Genomic DNA, 15391 nt, shown 5'->3' with positions numbered 1-15391 from the left:
CTCCGCTGCGGCCAGCGCGCCGTCGCGCCAACGGGCCTGCCACTCCGCCACCTTGGGGGCCACGAGCCGTACGGCGGCACGGTGGAAGGCGAGCAGCGGGGCGGCGTCGCCGTCCTCCTCCAGCGCCTGCCGGAGCTGAAGGAAGCCCTGGACGGCGAGGTCGCGCCGCTCGTGTGCGGCCCGTTCCGCTTCCGGGCCGCCCGTGGCGGGGAGGGCGGCGGCCGCCGCGTACGCGCCGGGGTCGGCCAGCACCTCGGGCGGAAAGGTGAACACCGCGTCGCCTGCCTCCGGGAGGCCGCTGTTCTGCATCAGCACCGTCACCCGCAGTCCGCCGCCGCGCGCCTCGCCCGAGACGCCGGACCGGGCGGGTCCGCCGGTTCCGGATCCGCCCGGCCCGGGGTCGCCGCCGTGCACCATCCGGTGCACCGTCCCCGGTGTGAACCAGGCGATCACGCCCGGCTCCAGCCGCGTCTCGGTGAAGCCGTCCTCGACGGTCAGCGTCTGCACCGAACCCTCGCCCGCCGTGACGACGTACGCCTCGGTGCACGCGAGATGGATGTGCGGGCTGCCGCCGCACATGCCGTCGGGCGCCTCCCAGTCGTACGCGGAGACGTGCGACAGGCCGATGCCGCCCGGCAGTCGGGCACCCGGCGTCCGCTCCCCCATGGCTCTCTCCCTCCTCTCGCCGCCCCGGCTCACCGGGGAACCGCGGCCAGTCGGCGTTCCACGCCGTCCACGTCCAGGGCGCCGTCGGCGACCAGCAGCCGGTAGCCGTACGCGAACGAGCCGCCCGGCGGCAGGACGAACTCCTCGAAGAACGCCCACGAGAAGGCGACCGTCGGCACGGGCTCGGAGCGCACGAACCAGTGCGAGGGGTGCACCGAGTCCTCGTTGCCGGGCGCGTGCGCGAAGACGAGCGTCGACTGCCCGTCGTAGCCGTCGTGTTCGCCGGTGAAGGCGATCCAGGGGTGCTCCTCGGCGGACTGCCCCATCATCTCCTCGTCGGTGCTCGGCCCGGCCGGTGAGAGCACCTGGCCGCCGGTGAAGTCGCGCGGCCCGCGCCAGTGCAGCCCGGTGTAGCCGGCCATCTCGCGGCCGTGCGTCGTGGGCGAGCCGAACTCCAGTGGTGCGCCACGGGTGTTGGTCAGCTCGATGGACCAGTCGAGGACGTACGAGCTGCTCAGCTCGTCCACCGAGTGCAGCGCCACGCGGCGCCGTTCCCGCGCCCACTCCTCGCCGCTGTTGGGGATCCAGGCGAGCAGTTCGGTGAAGTCCAGCCTGTCGGCGGAGACTTCGAAGCTCTCGAAGGCGTCGTGCCGCATGGAGCCGACGAGTTCGTGCCGCGGCAGATAACCCGAGCCGTGCACATAGGAGTTGCCGCCCCAGAAGTTCTGGCCCGACAGATGGCTGGCCGTCATCTGGAGGCCCTTGTGCCAGCGGTGGTCGTTGGGCCGGTAGCCGGTGACGACGCTGCCCGCGAGGGTGCGCAGCGGATGCGCGTACGGCTTGCGCGACTCGAACGCCACCGGGTCGGGGGCGTAGACGTACGCCATCAGCTCGGTGCCGCCCGCCGCGACGGTGACGCGTTCGCCGTGCGTGTGCGTGACGGTGACGGGGAGGCCGGCGCGCACGTCGTCGCCGTCGCCTGCGCCGAACCCGCTCATCCGCCGCTCCCGCTCATCCGCGTCCCTCGCTGTGTGCTCAACAGTGCTCCCTGGGTGCCCAGTCGGGGTGGTTGCCGTGCATGGCGCAGTAGAACGGATCGCGGGGCGAGAGTTCACCGGCGTGTACGGGGGCGGCCGTGAAGGCCGACTTGTAGAGCGCGGCGAGGAGTTCGAGCGTACGGCGGGCGTCCCGGCCGCTGCCCGGCGGGCGTTCGCCCTTCTCCATCGCGTCGAGGAAGCCGCCGAGTTGGGCGGCGTGCGAGCTGGGCACGTCGGCGGCGGGGGTGCGCCAGTGCGCGTCCGGCGCGCGCAGCCCGTGTGCGTGCGGGGCGGGGGTGTAGGCCCAGTCGTCGTTGCCGTGGCCGTAGAGATGCGTCAACTCCACTGTGGCGTCGGCGCAGTCGATGCGGATGCGGCTGACCTCGTCCGCGCTGAGCACGCTGTTGACGACGGTGGCCAGGGCGCCGCTTTCGAAGCGGACGAGGGCGGTGGAGACGTCCTCGCTCTCGACGTCGTGCGCGAGCCGCCCCGCCATCGCGCGTATCTCCCGCCAGTCGCCGAGGAGATGGAGCAGCAGGTCCATCTGGTGGATGCCGTGGCCCACGGTCGGCCCGCCGCCCTCGGTGGCCCAACGCCCGCGCCAGGGAACGGAGTAGTACGCCGCGTCGCGATACCAGGTCGTCTGGCAGTGGGCGACGAGCGGCGGTCCGAGGCGGCCGGAGCGCAGCAGGTCACGCGCGTGTGCGGCGCCGGAGCCGTAGCGGTGCTGGAAGACGCACGAGGCGAACGGGCCGTCGACGGCGCCCGGTTGAGGGCCGGAGCCCGCCGCGCTCTGAGTACCACCCGGCCCCTCCGTACCCTCCGTCCCCTCCTCGGCGGCGATCGTGTCGTACTCCGCGAGCGAGAGACAGAGCGGCTTCTCGCACAGCACCCACGCCCCGGCGCGCAGCGCGGCGACGGTCTGCGTCGCGTGCAGCGCGGGCGGTGTGCCGACGAGGACGAGATCGGGCCGTTCGGCGGCGAGCATCGCGGCCAACTCCCGGTATCCGGCGACGCGTTCGCCGAGCGCGGCATGCGCTGTGCGGAGAAACGCGGAGAGGGACGCGTCGTCGACGTCCACGGCCGCGACGAGCCGTACGCGTGCGGAGTGGGCGCGCAGCGCGGGCAGATGGCTGTCGGTGACGATGCCGCCGGTCCCGACGACGGCCGCGCGCAGGGGAGTTCCGTCAACTGGCATGCAGCGGGCTCCCGTCGGTGGAGAAAGCGCTTGCCGTGCGTGGACACTACGGCCGCTTGATATGACAGGACAAGACCCGTGCACGACGGGACGAAAGCGTGCAGCAGAAAACAGACCAGGGAACCGGTTGCGGTCACCAACGAACACGCGGGGTGAGAATATGGGCGCGTTCGGGCACCGACAGGGGCGGGCGTACCGCGTGTACTGCGCCGATGTGCTTCCGCGCCGTCGGCGTCACCGCGCCACCGCACGGCCGCACTGCCGCGCTCCTGCCGCGTCCGCCCGGCGGGGGCGGTTTCCGACGGCATCATCACGTGACTGTGGACAACGGAGGACTGGATGGCAGTGACTCTGGCCGATGTGGCGACGCGAGCAGGGGTCTCGGCGGCGACCGTCTCACGCGTGCTGAGCGGCAACTACCCCGTCGCGGGCGCCACTCGGACACGGGTGATGCGCGCGGTCGAGGAACTCCAGTACGTCGTCAACGGCCCGGCCAGCGCACTCGCCGCGGCCACCTCCGACCTCGTCGGCGTTCTCGTCAACGACATCGCCGACCCCTTCTTCGGCATCATCGCCAGCGCCGTGCAGAGCGAGATGGGCACGGGCGGAGAGGGCGGCCCGGGAGCCCGTAAGCTCGCCGTCGTCTGCAACACCGGCGGCTCGACCGAGCGTGAACTGACCTATCTCACGCACCTCCAGCGGCAGCGCGCGGCCGCGGTCGTCCTCACCGGCAGCGGCGTCGAGGACGAGGAGCACGGCGCCGCGCTGGCCACCAGGCTGCGCCGCCTCGCGGCGAGCGGCACACGGATCGTGCTGTGCGGACGGCCGCCGCTCGCCCCGGAGGCGGAGAAGCAGGAGCGCGAACAGCAGGAGCAGCACGAGCAGAGCGAGCGGCGGGCCCGGCAGGAACGCCGGCAGGAACAGCGGCAGGAGCACCGGCAGGAAAGGGAGCGGATAGCCGAGGACGGCCGCCCCTCCCCCGGTACGGGCACGGGTACGGGCACCGCACCCGCCACCGCCACCGGGACCGGTACCGCGTCCGCCGCCGGCGAGGGGGACGGCATCGTCACCGTCGCCTTCGACAACCGCGGCGGCAGCCGCCGTCTGACCGAGCATCTGCTCTCCCTCGGCCACCGCAGCATCGGCTATGTGACGGGCCCCGCGAACCGCACCACGACCCGCGACCGGCTGGAGGGCCACCGGCAGGCGCTGCGTGCCGCGGCCCCCGAACTCCTCGCCCAGGCCGAGCAGTTCACCGTGCACGGCGGCGCGTACGACCGTTCCTCCGGCTACGACGGCGCCCTCGAACTGCTGCGCCGCGTCCCCGATCTGACCGCCGTGCTCGCCGCGAACGACACCGTCGCGCTGGGCATCTGCGCGGCCCTGCGCGACCAGGGTCTGCGCATCCCCGAGGACGTCTCCGTCGCGGGCTTCGACGATCTGCCCTTCAGCGCCGACGCCAGCCCGACGCTCACCACCGTCCGCATCCCCCTGCACGACGCGGGCGCACGCGCCGGACGCCTCGCCCTGGGCCGCGAGGCCCCGCCCCCGGGCGGCGTCGCGACCGTACGCACCGAGCTGATGGCACGCGGCTCGACGGCGCCGCCGGCCGGGCGCCGGGGCTGAGCTGCACGGGCCCCGCGACGTCCCAGCGGGGAGGCACGTGCGTCCGGTTGACGCCCGGAGCTTGTACGAGCGCATGCGCATCTGTTCCGCTGTGCTCATGCGACTCGCCTTCTCCACCCTCGGCATCCCGTCCCTTCCCGTGCACGACGCCGTACGCCTCGCGGCCGACACCGGCTTCGAGGGGCTGGAGCTGCGCGCCCACCCGGAGGAGCCGGTGCACACGGGGCTCACGCTCGCCGAGCGGGTCGACGTGGTGGAGGAGTTCAAGGCGGCGGGCGTGGAGGTCCTGGCGATCGCCGGGTACGCGAAGATGGCCGCGCCGGGCGACGACGACGCCGTCCTCACCGACGCACAGGAACTGCTGGAGCTGGCACGGGACTTGGGCGCCCCCTTCGTACGGGTCTTCCCCGGCGGCGGCGACAGCGGCCCCGAGGAGGCCGACGCGACGGCCGCCCGTCGCCTGGCCGCGCTGGCACCCGTCGCCGCCGACCTCGGGGTGCGGCTGCTGCTGGAGACACACGACTCGCACAGCAGGGGCGAGGACGCCGCGCGCGTCCTCGCGGCCGTGGGCCACGCCTCGGCCGGTGCGCTGTGGGACGTTCTGCACACCTGGCGCTCCGGCGAGGAACCGGGGGCCAGCCGGCGTCTCCTCGCACCGTTCCTCGGCTATGTGCAGGTCAAGGACGTCGCGTCGGCCGAGGACACCACTCCGCTCCCGCCCGGCGAGGGCGTGCTGCCGCTGCGCGAGATCGTGGAGCTGCTGACGCGCTCGGGCGACGCCGGCGACCCGATCGGGGCGGTGGGTTCGGGAGGCAGCGCCACCACGGGCCACCGGGCGGACCCGTCCCGCGGGTGGCTGTGCTGGGAGTACGAGAAGCGCTGGTATCCGGAGGTACGGGAGCTGCCCGAACTGCTCCCGGGCGTACGGGATCATCTGCTGTCGCTGATGCCGAAGGACTGACGGGACGGGGCCCGAGGCACACGCCCCGCACCCCCGTCCCCGTACGCACCGGTGCCCGGCCGGGAGCGCGAACGCCCCGGCCGGGCACCGGTGTTGCGAGCGGAGTGACTGCCGCCGCGGTGGCCGCACGGCCCGACGGCCTTACGGCCGCAGCACGCGCTCCTGCTTCGCGGGACGGTCCAGTTCCGCGTCGTACTTCGTGAGCCGCTTCGGCGCCGCGCCCTCGGCGGGCTCCACGCCGGCCCACTTCAGCAGCGAACGCGTCGCCTCGGCCTTGTCCTTGTCGCCGAGCAGCGCGATGCTCGCGCCGTGGTTGGCGCCGGGCGCGACGAAGACGTGCGCGTCCTTCGTGCCCTTGCCGACGCTGAACGGCTCGGCGCTCCACGGGTCGTTCTGCCCGTTGACGAAGAGCATCCGGGAGGCGTGGCCGCGCACCCACTTGTCGACGTCCTTCATCGCCTTCGGGTCGAACGTCATCGGGATGTCCCGAGGCACGTACGTACGGGGCTTGTTGAGCCCGGGGTACTTGCGTACGTCGTCCAGGAGCGGCGACTCGTAGTCGGGCGAGCCCATCTGCGTACCGGCCTGGTAGTAGTACGGCGTGTACGGCTCCATGCCCTGGTCCGCGCCGGCCTCGAAGCCGCCGATCTCATTGGCCCAGTCGAAGAGTTCCTGCGTCTTGGCCTTGGTGGAGGGGACCTGGTCGCACTCCTCCTCTTCGAGGTGGTACTGCCAGAAGCCCCACACCAGGTCCTGCGAGACGAGTTCGAAGGCCTTGTCGGCGCTGCCGGCCAGCTTGAAGGTCCAACCCTCCTTCTTGGCCAGCGCCTTGAGCTTCTTCACCATCTCGCCGCGGCGGTCGAAGATCTCGTGCTGGGTGGCGTTGAGCTTGTCCCGGCACTCCTTGGAGCCGACCTTCTCGAAGAAGCGGTAGTAGGCCGAATCCTCGTCGTTGTTCACGTCGTTGGGCGCGACGTAGGCGACGGTGCCGTCCATGTCCTTGGGGAAGAAGCGGCGGTAGTACGTCGCCGTCATGCCGCCCTTGCTGCCGCCCGTGGAGATCCAGCGCTCGCCGTAGATCTTGTTCAGCGCCTTGAAGATGCGGTGCTGGTCGCCGGCCGCCTGCCAGATGTCGAGCTTGGACCAGTCGGCCGGGTCGGGCCGGGACGGCGAGAAGAACCGGTACTCCATGGAGACCTGGTTGCCGTCGGTCATCTGCGTCGGCTCGCTGCGCTTGGGCTCCGGGTTGAGGTCGTAGCCCGAGGTGAAGAAGACGGTGGGACGGTCCTCGCTCTTGTGCAGCAGGGAGATCCGCTGCTTGAAGGTCCCCTTCTCGGGGTGCCTGTGGTCCACCGGCTGTTCGTAGTTGAGGATGAAGAAGCGGTAGCCGTCGACCTTCTTCTCCTCGATGAAGCTCATCCCCTTGATAGCGAGGATGCGGTCCTTGATGTCGGTGTCGGCCGCTGTGGCAGCCGACATCGACGCACCACCGGCGCCCGCGGTGCCTATGAGCACCGCCAGCGACAGCGTCCATCTGAGCGTTCTTCGCATGCGCTCTCCCCTGGATCCGTCAAAGGTCGCAGTGAACCTACCGGCAGGAAACCCGCACCGCCAGATCTGTCGCCCCTGCACGAGATGTCGCTTGCGTTACATCAGACGCCCCGGAAGTCCCGTACGGCACACCGGATCCCGCGCCCCAGACGGGACGTGGCGGACACGCCCTAGGCTGCGTTCCATGACGGACTCCACGCACCGGCCGCAGCCGCTGGCCACGGGGCCACGCGGCATGGCGCTGCTCTCCTTCCACGACGCGCGGGAGATGCCCGAGAACGCCGAGTTCGCGGACGCGCCCATGGGTTACGCGCTGGTCGTGCTGCGGCACCGCGGACGGGTGCTGATGGTCTACGAGCGCGAACGGGAGTGCTGGGAGCTGCCGGGCGGCGGAATCGAGCCCGGCGAGACGCCGAGGCAGGCGGCCGTGCGGGAGCTGTGGGAGGAGACCGGCCAGCAACTCCGGGCCGGCGAGCTGCGGTTCGTTGGTCATACGCGCACGGCGCTGGGCGCGTCCGGACGGGTCCTGTACGGCGGGGTGTTCGCGGCGAGCACCGACCGGCCGCGTGCGTTCGCGCCCAACAGCGAGGTCTCCGCGGTGCATTGGCGCGCGGACGGGGAGCCACTGCCGGGCGGCGGGCCCGTGCAGACGGTCGACGAGTACATCGTCGGCCTCTGCACGGAGTGAGCCCACCGCCCGTGGCGGCCCGGCAGTCCGCCCGGTTGTCCGCAGCCACCGGCCCCGCGGTCACTTCCGTTCGGTGACCCTCAACTCCTCGATCCCGGCGGGCTTCTCGGCGTCCTTCGAGGTCACGGTCACCCGTACGTAGCGCAGCGGCCGCGCGTCCCCGCCGGCGTCACGCCAGTGCCTGCCGTCCGCCGAGACCTGGACGCGGTGGCCTGCGGGCTTTCCCTCCCACTGCGGCTCGATGCGGGCGCCGTCGGCGGTACGCGCGAGACGTACGGTCAGCGACCCCTTCTTCCCGTCGGGTGTCCAGGACGTGGCGGCGTTGCCGTCGACCGCCGCGCTCGCGTACATGCCGGACTCCTGCGAGGAGGCGCTCGTCTTCCGGCAGCGCGCGAGGTTCGCCGTCGGCTCCCGGTCGGGGCGGCGGGTCTCCAGCACCGCGGGCGTCCCGCGGCCGACCGTCCGCTTCCCCTGCGGCGTCTCGACCGTGAAGGGCTCGCCGTGGGTGAGGCGCACCGTGGTGTGCTCCGCGCCGAGTTCGACGTCGTACGTACGTCCCTGCCAGTGCTGTCCCGTCAGGGTCACGCCCCGGGAGAGCTGCGGCGGCAGCATCGGGTCCAGCTTCAACGCGCCCTCGCGCAGCCGCTGTCCGGTCAGGCCGTGTGTGAAGACCTGGAGGAAACCGCCCTTTCCGGTGACGAAGTCCTGCGCGGGCTGCCCCGAGTGCGGGTCGGCGGCGCCGGCCTTCTCGCCGCGCGCCTCGGAGAAGAGCGCGAAGGGGCTGCGCATGAACGGCTCGACGGAGCGCTTGAGATACGTGTACGCCGAGCAGCCCGGCTCGCCGTTCTCCGCGGCGTCCACGGCGTGCACGGAGTCCGTCATGGCGGGCCCGTCGGGGTCGGTGCGGGAGGCGTAGTAGTCGAGGGTGCGGCGGGCGTCGGCCTTGGACATCGGCCATTCCAGGGGGTATTGGAGCAGCACTGTGTCGGCCTGCTTGATGGTGGAGCCGCCGTAGCCGTCGTACTGCTCGAAGACCTTGTTCTTCTTGTCGTAGGGGATGCGCAGCTTCGCGGCGGTCCTCGTCCACTCCTTCGGGGCCTCTTCGCCCAACAGGCGGGCGGCGCGGGCCGCGTGGCGGAGGGAGGTGGCGGCTCCGGCGTTGGTGAAGACGCCGTCGTCGACGCCGTTGCTGTACTCGTCGGGCCCCGCGACGTCGCGGATCGAGTAGCTGCCGTCGCCGTTCTTGTGGACGCGGCTCGTCCAGAACTCCGCGATGCCCTTCAGCAGCGGCCAGCCGCGCTCACGCAGCCATGCGCGGTCGCCGGTGGCGAGGTAGTGCTGCCAGGCCGCGAGCGCGATGTCGCTCTGGAGGTGGTTCTGGGTGCGGCAGTGCGGCGGGTCCCAACTGTGGCACTCCTTCCACAGATCGCCGTCACGGCCCGAAGTCCAGCCGTAGAAGAGGCCCTTGTACCCGAGCTTGCGCGCGTTCGCGCGGGCGCCCTCGCGGGTGCGGTAGCGGTAGTCGAGCACGGACGCCGCCAGGTCGGGGTGGCCGGAGAGCAGGCCCGGATACATCCACGTCTCCGCGTCCCAGAAGATCGCGCCCGCGTAGTTGTCGCTGGTGAGCGCGGCCGGCGCGATGCTGTCGTCGCTGCCGCGCCGGGTTCCGGAGAGCAGGCCGTACTGGGCGGAGCGCAGCCACTTCTGCAACTCGGGGCGTCCCGGCACCCGTACGTCGCTGTGCCACAGCCGCTCCCAGGCTGCGGAGTGCGCGGCGTGGACGCGCTCCCAGCCGCGCGCCGCCGCGCTGCGGGAGGCGGTGAGGGCGCTGCGTTCGGGAGCGCCGGAAGTGTGGGCGGTGTCCACGCCGACGTACTTGGTGAACTCGTACGAGGCACCCTTGCGCGCGGTGAAGGAGAAGCTCTGCTTGGCCGTCAGCTTCTTCGCCGGCTGGGCCTTGTGGTCGTCCGTCACGCCGACGCCCGGCCCGGGGCGCAGCGTGGAGGCGACGGCTCCGCCGACGTGGGTGCCGTGGGTGCGGAAGGCGACGTCCATGGTCCGCTGCCCGCCGTGCCGGGCCGCGCTCCCGGAGGTGCGGTCGCCGCCGCCGGTCTGCGAGACGCGGCGCGCCCCGCGGCCGTCGAGGACGTCGGTGACGCGGGCCTCGCCGCTCCAGTGGGGCCGCATCCGCACCCGTACGGCCGCGGAGTGCCGGTGGCGGCGGTCGGCGAGCACCTCGTAGGTGAGGTCGGTGGCGCGGCCGTCCCGCGCGGTCCAGGTGAGCGAGGTGCGCACCAGGCCGTGGCGCATGTCGAGGGACTGGCGGTAGTGCGAGACGCGGGCGGCGGAGGTGTCGGAGGAGAAGGTCTCGCCGGAGCCGCCGCCGGTGGCGACGTCCATGCCCGTCCAGGTGGGCACGGCGGCGAGCGTCTGCTTGTTCTTGCCCGTGGCCTGGTTGTCGCCGAAGAGCCCGGCGACGAACGAGCCGTCGTAGCGCGGTGTGTAGAGCGGCCAGCCGGACTTCTCACCGCCGGCGCTGTAGCCCGAGCCGGACGGTGCGACGCGCTGGCCGAGGTAGCCGTTGCCGACGTACGGGCGGTAGCTGCCGCCGTGCTTCTTGTCGTGCGAGGTGAGCACCCAGCCCGCGCGGCCGTCCTCGCCGGAGCCCGGCTGCCGCGCGGAACCGGCAACTCCCCCTTGCGGCACGGTCGTCGGGGCCTGCGGCACCGCCGCCACCAGCGCGCAGGCGAGCAGCGGCAGCACGAGGCGGGCACGGCGGCGGGTGAGGCGGGGGAAGCGGGAGGCGTACGAGGACGGGGACGGAGACAGGGAGGGGCGAGGGGAACGGGCGAGGCGTGGGCGTCGGGACAGGCGTGGGGGGCGCGGGGAACCGAACATGGGGCGAACCTAGATTTGTGCACACATCCGGTCAACGCCCCGCGCTTCCGGTCAAACCTTTGACCGCGGCTTGCCGTTCACGTGTGCTCCGGACGGCTCCGTACCCCCGACGAAGGTCCGCCACAGGCGGGCGTACCGGCCCTCGCGCGCGAGCAGTCCGGCATGCGTGCCGTCCTCCACGATCCGTCCGTGGTCCAGGACCACGACCCGGTCGGCGCGGGCCGCCGTCGTCAGCCGGTGGGCGACGACGAGCGTGGTACGCCGTACCGACAGCCGGTCCGTCGCCTGGTTCACCAGCGACTCCGTCGCCAGGTCCAGCGCGGCGGTCGCCTCGTCGAGGAGCAGGATGTCCGGCGCGACGAGTTCGGCGCGGGCGAGTGCGACGAGCTGCCGCTGCCCCGCGGAGAGGTTGCGTCCGCGTTCGGCGACCGGGTGCAGATAGCCGCCGCTGAGCCCGGCGATCATGTCGTGGGCGCCCACCGCCCGTGCCGCCGCCTCGACTTCGGCGTCGCTCGCGTCGGTACGTCCGTAGGCGATCGCGTCGCGCACCGTGCCCGGGAAGAGATACGGCTCCTGCGGGACGACGCCGAGCCGGTGCCGGTAGGCGGCCAGATCCAGCGTGCGCAGATCGGCGCCGTCGACCAGCACGGCGCCCGAGGTCGGGTCGTAGAAACGGGCGACCAGCTTGACGAGGGTCGACTTGCCCGCGCCCGTCTCACCGACGAACGCCACCGTCTGGCCCGCCGGAACGGTCAGTTCGATGCCGGAGAGCGCCTCCTCCTCGTGGGTGCCGCCCTCGGCCGTGGCGTAGCGGAAGTGCACGTTCTCGAAGGTGATCTCGCCGCGCAGCGGGCCCGGGTCGACCGGCTCGGCGGGCGCCGGCGTCGTGGTCTCCTCGCGCAGCAACTGCTGGATGCGGCCGAGCGCGACGGAGGCCTGCTGATAGCCGTCGAAGACCTGGGAGAGCTGCTGGACGGGCGAGAAGAACAGCTCGATGTAGAGCAGATAGGCCACCAGGCCGCCCGCGGTCAGCGTGCCCTCGTCGATGCGTCCGGCCCCGACGACGAGCACGCCCGCCGTCGCCAGCGAGGCGAGAAGCTGTACGAACGGGAAGTACACCGAGATCAGCCACTGCCCGCGCACCCGCGCCTGCCGGTAGCCGTCGCTGCGCTCGGCGAAGCGGGCGGTGCCGCGCCGCTCGCGGCGGAACGCCTGCACCATGCGCAGGCCCGCGACCGACTCCTGGAGGTCGGCGTTGACGACGCTGACGCGCTCACGCGCCAGTTCGTACGCCCGCACGCTGTGCCGCCGGAAGTAGACCGTGCCGACGATCAGCACCGGCAGCGTCGCGAAGACCACCAGGGCGAGCTGCAGATCGAGCACGAACAGCGCGACGAGGATGCCCAGGAAGGTGAAGACGGAGACGACGGCCGTCACCAGGCCCGTCTGCAGGAACGTCGACAGCGCGTCCACGTCGGTGGTCATCCGCGTCATGACCGCACCGGCCAAGTGCCGCTCGTAGTAGTCGAGTCCGAGGCGCTGGAGCTGCGCGAAGATCTTCACGCGCAGCGCGTACAGCACCCGTTCGCCGGTGCGGCCCGTCAGCCGCATCGACGCGTACTGCGCCGCCCACTGGCCCGCGACCACGACGAGCGCGACCGCAGAGGCCGTCCAGACCGCGCCGAGCGCCGCCTTCTGCACACCGTCGTCGATGCCGTCCCGGATCAGTACGGGCAGAGCGAGCCCGCACGCCGCGTCGAGGGCGGCGAAGAACAGGGCCACGGTGAGCGCCAGGCCGAAGCCGTGCAGCAGACGCCGCAGACCGTAGGACTTCTCAGGGCGCTCGGCGCGCTCCTCGTCCACCTCCGGTACGTCCTCGGCGGGCGGCAACGCGGCCACGCGGGCGAGGAGTTCGGGGCTGCCGGGCATGGACGCCAGCTCGGCGGCGAAGCCTCCCGCGCGTCCGGCCTGGGCGCCGGCGAGGTCGGCGCGGCCGGCGGCGCCGGGGCCGGATCCGGAGGAGTCGCCGTCCTCGCGCACCCACAGCTCGGGGGTGACGCCGCCTTCGGGCGTCACACCGTCCGCTGACGCGGGCGCGGTCGGAGTCGGGGTCGGGGTCGGGGTCGCCGCCGTGATCGCGGCCGGGACATCGGCCGTCACCTCGGCTGTGTCCGTACGGGAGGTGTCCGTACACGCGACGACCGCCGCCCCGCCGTGCACTCGGCCTGCCGGGTCCCGGTCGACCTCGCCCAGCTCGTCCGGGTCGGTCAACAGCCGCCGGTAGAGAGCGCAGCGCTCCGTCAGCTCCTCGTGCGTCCCGACGTCGGCCAGACGTCCCCGGTCCAGTACGGCGATCCGGTCGGCGAGCGCGAGCGTGGACTGCCGGTGTGCGATGAGCAGCGTCGTACGGCCCGCCATCACGCTACGCAGCGCCTCGTGGATCTCGTACTCGACATGGGCGTCGACCGCGGAGGTCGCGTCGTCCAGGAGCAGCAGCCGCGGATCGGTGAGGACGGCGCGGGCGAGCGCGATGCGCTGGCGCTGGCCGCCGGAGAGGGTCAAGCCCTGTTCGCCGACCATCGTGTCGTAGCCGTCGGGCAGTTCGGCGATGAAGCCGTCGGCCTGTGCGACGCGGGCGGCGGCGCGGATCTGCTCCTCGCTCGCGTCGGGGGCGCCGTAGGCGATGTTCTCCCGGATGGTCTCGGAGAAGAGGAAGCTGTTCTCCGGTACGAGCCCGATCGCGGAGCGCAGCGAGGAGATCGTCAGATCGCGTACGTCGTGCCCGCCGACGCGTACGGCGCCGCTCGTCACGTCGTAGTAGCGCGGCAGCAGCATCGCGAGCGTGGACTTGCCGCTGCCGCTGGAGCCGACGACGGCCACGGTCTCGCCGGGCTCCACGCGCAGCCGGAACCCGTCCAGGACCCTGCCGGTGCGCCTTCCGGCGCCGGTGCCGGCGCCGTCCGGCTCCCCGTCCGCGTCCGCTACCGCCCCGTCCGGAAGCTCCGTCTCGTCCAGCCGCTCGTAGCCGAAGCCCACGTCGTCGAACTCGACGGACGCCTCGGCGTCGGCCGGCAGTTCGCGCGCGTCGGGCCGCTCGTTCATCTGCGGCTCGGTGTCGATGAGTTCGTAGACCCGCTCGACGCCCGCGCGCGCCTGCTGCCCCACCGTCAGCATCATCGCGAGCATCCGCACGGGCCCCACGAGCTGCGCGAGATAGGTGGAGAAGGCGACGAACGTGCCGAGCGTGATCTCCCCGCGCGTGGCCATCCAGCCGCCGAGCGCCAGCATCCCGACCTGTCCCAGCGACGGCACGCTCTGCAGGGCGGGCGTGTAGCGCGAGTTGAGCCGTACGGTGCGCAGCCGCGCCGCGAACAGCTCACGGCTGATGTCGCGCAGCTTCCGCTTCTCCTGCTCCTCCTGCCCGAAGCCCTTCACGACCCGTACGCCGGTCACGGCCCCGTCCACCACCGAGGCCACGGATCCGGCCTGCTGCTGCGCGTACCAGGTGGCCGGGAAGAGACGCGTGCGGCTGAGGTTGGCGATCCACCACAGCGCGGGGAAGACGGCGAGCGAGACGAGCGTGAGCAGCGGGGAGAGCACGAGCATCACGACGAGCGCGACGGCGAAGAGCAGCACGTTGCCGATCATCATCGGCAGCATGAACAACAGGCTCTGCACGAGCTGGAGATCGCTCGTACCGCGCCCGACGACCTGACCCGTGGACAGCTCGTCCTGGCTGCGCCCGTCGAGGCGGATGATCGCCCGGTACATCTCCGTCCGCAGATCGTGCTGGACGTCGAGGGCGAGCCGGCCGCCGTAGTAGCGGCGGATGTAGGTGAGCACGTAGACGGCCGCGGCGGCGAGCAGCAACAGGCCGATCCACAGGGCGAGGCCGCCCCCGTTCCCCACGACCACGTCGTCGATGATCACCTTGGTGAGCAGCGGTACGAGGGCCATGACGCCCATGCCCGCGAGCGAGCCGCCGACGGAGAGTACGACGGCGCGACGGTAGCGCCAGCAGTACGCGGTCAGCCGCCGCGCCCAGCCCCGCTCGGGGCGGCGCGCGGAGTCGTCACCTCCGGGACGGGGCGTGCCGGGCGGACCGCCGGGAGTCCCGGGGGCGCCCGGCTCGCGTCGTGCGCCCGGTGCGTCCTGTGCGTCCGGCTCCGCGGACGTACCCGTGCCCGTGCCGCCGGATCCGTCCGGCCGTCCGCCGGGAGTCTGTGTGCCGGTCCCCGTACCCGTCGTCACCCGTGTCCTCGCTCTCCGTCCCGCTGCGCTGCCGAAGGCTCCAACGTCCCGGACCGGGGATTTCATCCCGCCGCAACAATCGGCAACGAAGTCCCGACTTCGGGACTAGGTCGCAAGGACGGGAGGCGTACGCCGCGGTGAGGCGGACGACGGAACACGGAGGAAGAAGGAGGAGAAGGAGGAGAAGGAGGAAGAAAGGGCGCGGAGGAGAAAGGGACCGAGCGGGAGGATCCGTGACGGGTCAACGGCGGGAAGCGGAGCGGAAGATGAAGCACCGGGGCGACCGGAAGAGCGGAGGCCCTCCGGCCGCCCCGGCGGGGACGTCCATGGAATGCGTACAGCAAGTGGCACCCCCCACAGGGCCAGCGCTGTCGCTCGTCATGTGTCGTCCCCATCCCGCGGGACCGCACTGGGAAGTCTGTCGGGAACTTTCACCAGATGCACATCCACCGACCAGATTGAGTAACGTTCCGCATTAAACCACGTTCGGACAGTTACCGCTTACCGTCTGTGAG

9 protein-coding genes are annotated in these 15391 nt (G+C 72.2%); 3 read left to right on the top strand and 6 right to left on the bottom strand.

The window, feature by feature from the left end; all coding sequences use genetic code 11:
- The 3 genes from AN218_RS19225 to AN218_RS19215 all read right to left on the bottom strand — a co-directional run.
- Positions 1-666, bottom strand: a 666-nt coding sequence (locus tag AN218_RS19225; RefSeq protein ID WP_070018123.1) for a cupin domain-containing protein, incomplete at its 3' end; no start/stop codon positions are given.
- A 29-nt stretch (positions 667-695) separates the two neighbouring features.
- The gene (locus tag AN218_RS19220) at positions 696-1664 is read right to left on the bottom strand and encodes a DUF6807 domain-containing protein (protein ID WP_070018121.1); all 969 of its coding nucleotides are present in this window, start codon (positions 1662-1664) and stop codon (positions 696-698) included.
- 37 nt (positions 1665-1701) lie between these two features.
- Positions 1702-2901, bottom strand: coding sequence for a Gfo/Idh/MocA family protein (locus tag AN218_RS19215; RefSeq protein ID WP_070018119.1), 1200 nt, complete (start codon positions 2899-2901; stop codon positions 1702-1704).
- Between the two features lie 339 nt (positions 2902-3240).
- Here AN218_RS19215 and AN218_RS19210 point away from each other — a divergent pair, with 339 nt between their 5' ends.
- Both AN218_RS19210 and AN218_RS19205 read left to right on the top strand, forming a co-directional pair.
- Complete coding sequence (locus AN218_RS19210) at positions 3241-4527, top strand: LacI family DNA-binding transcriptional regulator (protein WP_070018118.1); 1287 nt, start codon at positions 3241-3243, stop codon at positions 4525-4527.
- Positions 4528-4624: 97 nt separating this feature from the next.
- Positions 4625-5488, top strand: coding sequence for a sugar phosphate isomerase/epimerase family protein (locus AN218_RS19205; protein ID WP_070018131.1), 864 nt, complete (start codon positions 4625-4627; stop codon positions 5486-5488).
- Positions 5489-5629: 141 nt separating this feature from the next.
- Here the strand turns inward: AN218_RS19205 and AN218_RS19200 are convergent, their stop codons facing one another.
- Positions 5630-7039, bottom strand: a complete 1410-nt coding sequence (locus tag AN218_RS19200) for a S28 family serine protease (protein ID WP_070018116.1) — start codon at positions 7037-7039, stop codon at positions 5630-5632.
- A gap of 184 nt (positions 7040-7223) precedes the next feature.
- On the opposite strand from AN218_RS19200, the gene AN218_RS19195 reads away from it, so the two are divergent.
- A complete protein-coding gene (locus AN218_RS19195; RefSeq protein WP_070018114.1) occupies positions 7224-7727 on the top strand; it encodes an NUDIX hydrolase in 504 nt (167 codons plus the stop codon).
- Between the two features lie 60 nt (positions 7728-7787).
- Here AN218_RS19195 and AN218_RS19190 read toward each other — a convergent pair whose 3' ends face one another.
- Both AN218_RS19190 and AN218_RS19185 read right to left on the bottom strand, forming a co-directional pair.
- Positions 7788-10625, bottom strand: a complete 2838-nt coding sequence (locus AN218_RS19190; protein ID WP_079132340.1) for a glycosyl hydrolase family 65 domain-containing protein — start codon at positions 10623-10625, stop codon at positions 7788-7790.
- 51 nt (positions 10626-10676) lie between these two features.
- Entirely contained in the window at positions 10677-14657 is a 3981-nt protein-coding gene (locus AN218_RS19185) for an ABC transporter ATP-binding protein (protein WP_070018129.1), read from the bottom strand.
- Positions 14658-15391: the final 734 nt, after the last annotated feature.

Source organism: Streptomyces nanshensis (genome assembly GCF_001751255.1).
GTDB lineage: Bacteria > Actinomycetota > Actinomycetes > Streptomycetales > Streptomycetaceae > Streptomyces > Streptomyces nanshensis_A.
Note: the sequence above shows the minus strand (reverse complement) of the source record. Positions and strands in the feature narration are given on the sequence as shown.

Coding starts and splice junctions, on each gene's coding strand:
- AN218_RS19220 (WP_070018121.1), bottom strand. CDS start 1,664: ATGAGCGGGTTCGGCGCAGGCGACGGCGACGACGTGCGCGCCGGCCTC.
- AN218_RS19215 (WP_070018119.1), bottom strand. CDS start 2,901: ATGCCAGTTGACGGAACTCCCCTGCGCGCGGCCGTCGTCGGGACCGGC.
- AN218_RS19210 (WP_070018118.1), top strand. CDS start 3,241: ATGGCAGTGACTCTGGCCGATGTGGCGACGCGAGCAGGGGTCTCGGCG.
- AN218_RS19205 (WP_070018131.1), top strand. CDS start 4,625: ATGCGACTCGCCTTCTCCACCCTCGGCATCCCGTCCCTTCCCGTGCAC.
- AN218_RS19200 (WP_070018116.1), bottom strand. CDS start 7,039: ATGCGAAGAACGCTCAGATGGACGCTGTCGCTGGCGGTGCTCATAGGC.
- AN218_RS19195 (WP_070018114.1), top strand. CDS start 7,224: ATGACGGACTCCACGCACCGGCCGCAGCCGCTGGCCACGGGGCCACGC.
- AN218_RS19190 (WP_079132340.1), bottom strand. CDS start 10,625: ATGTTCGGTTCCCCGCGCCCCCCACGCCTGTCCCGACGCCCACGCCTC.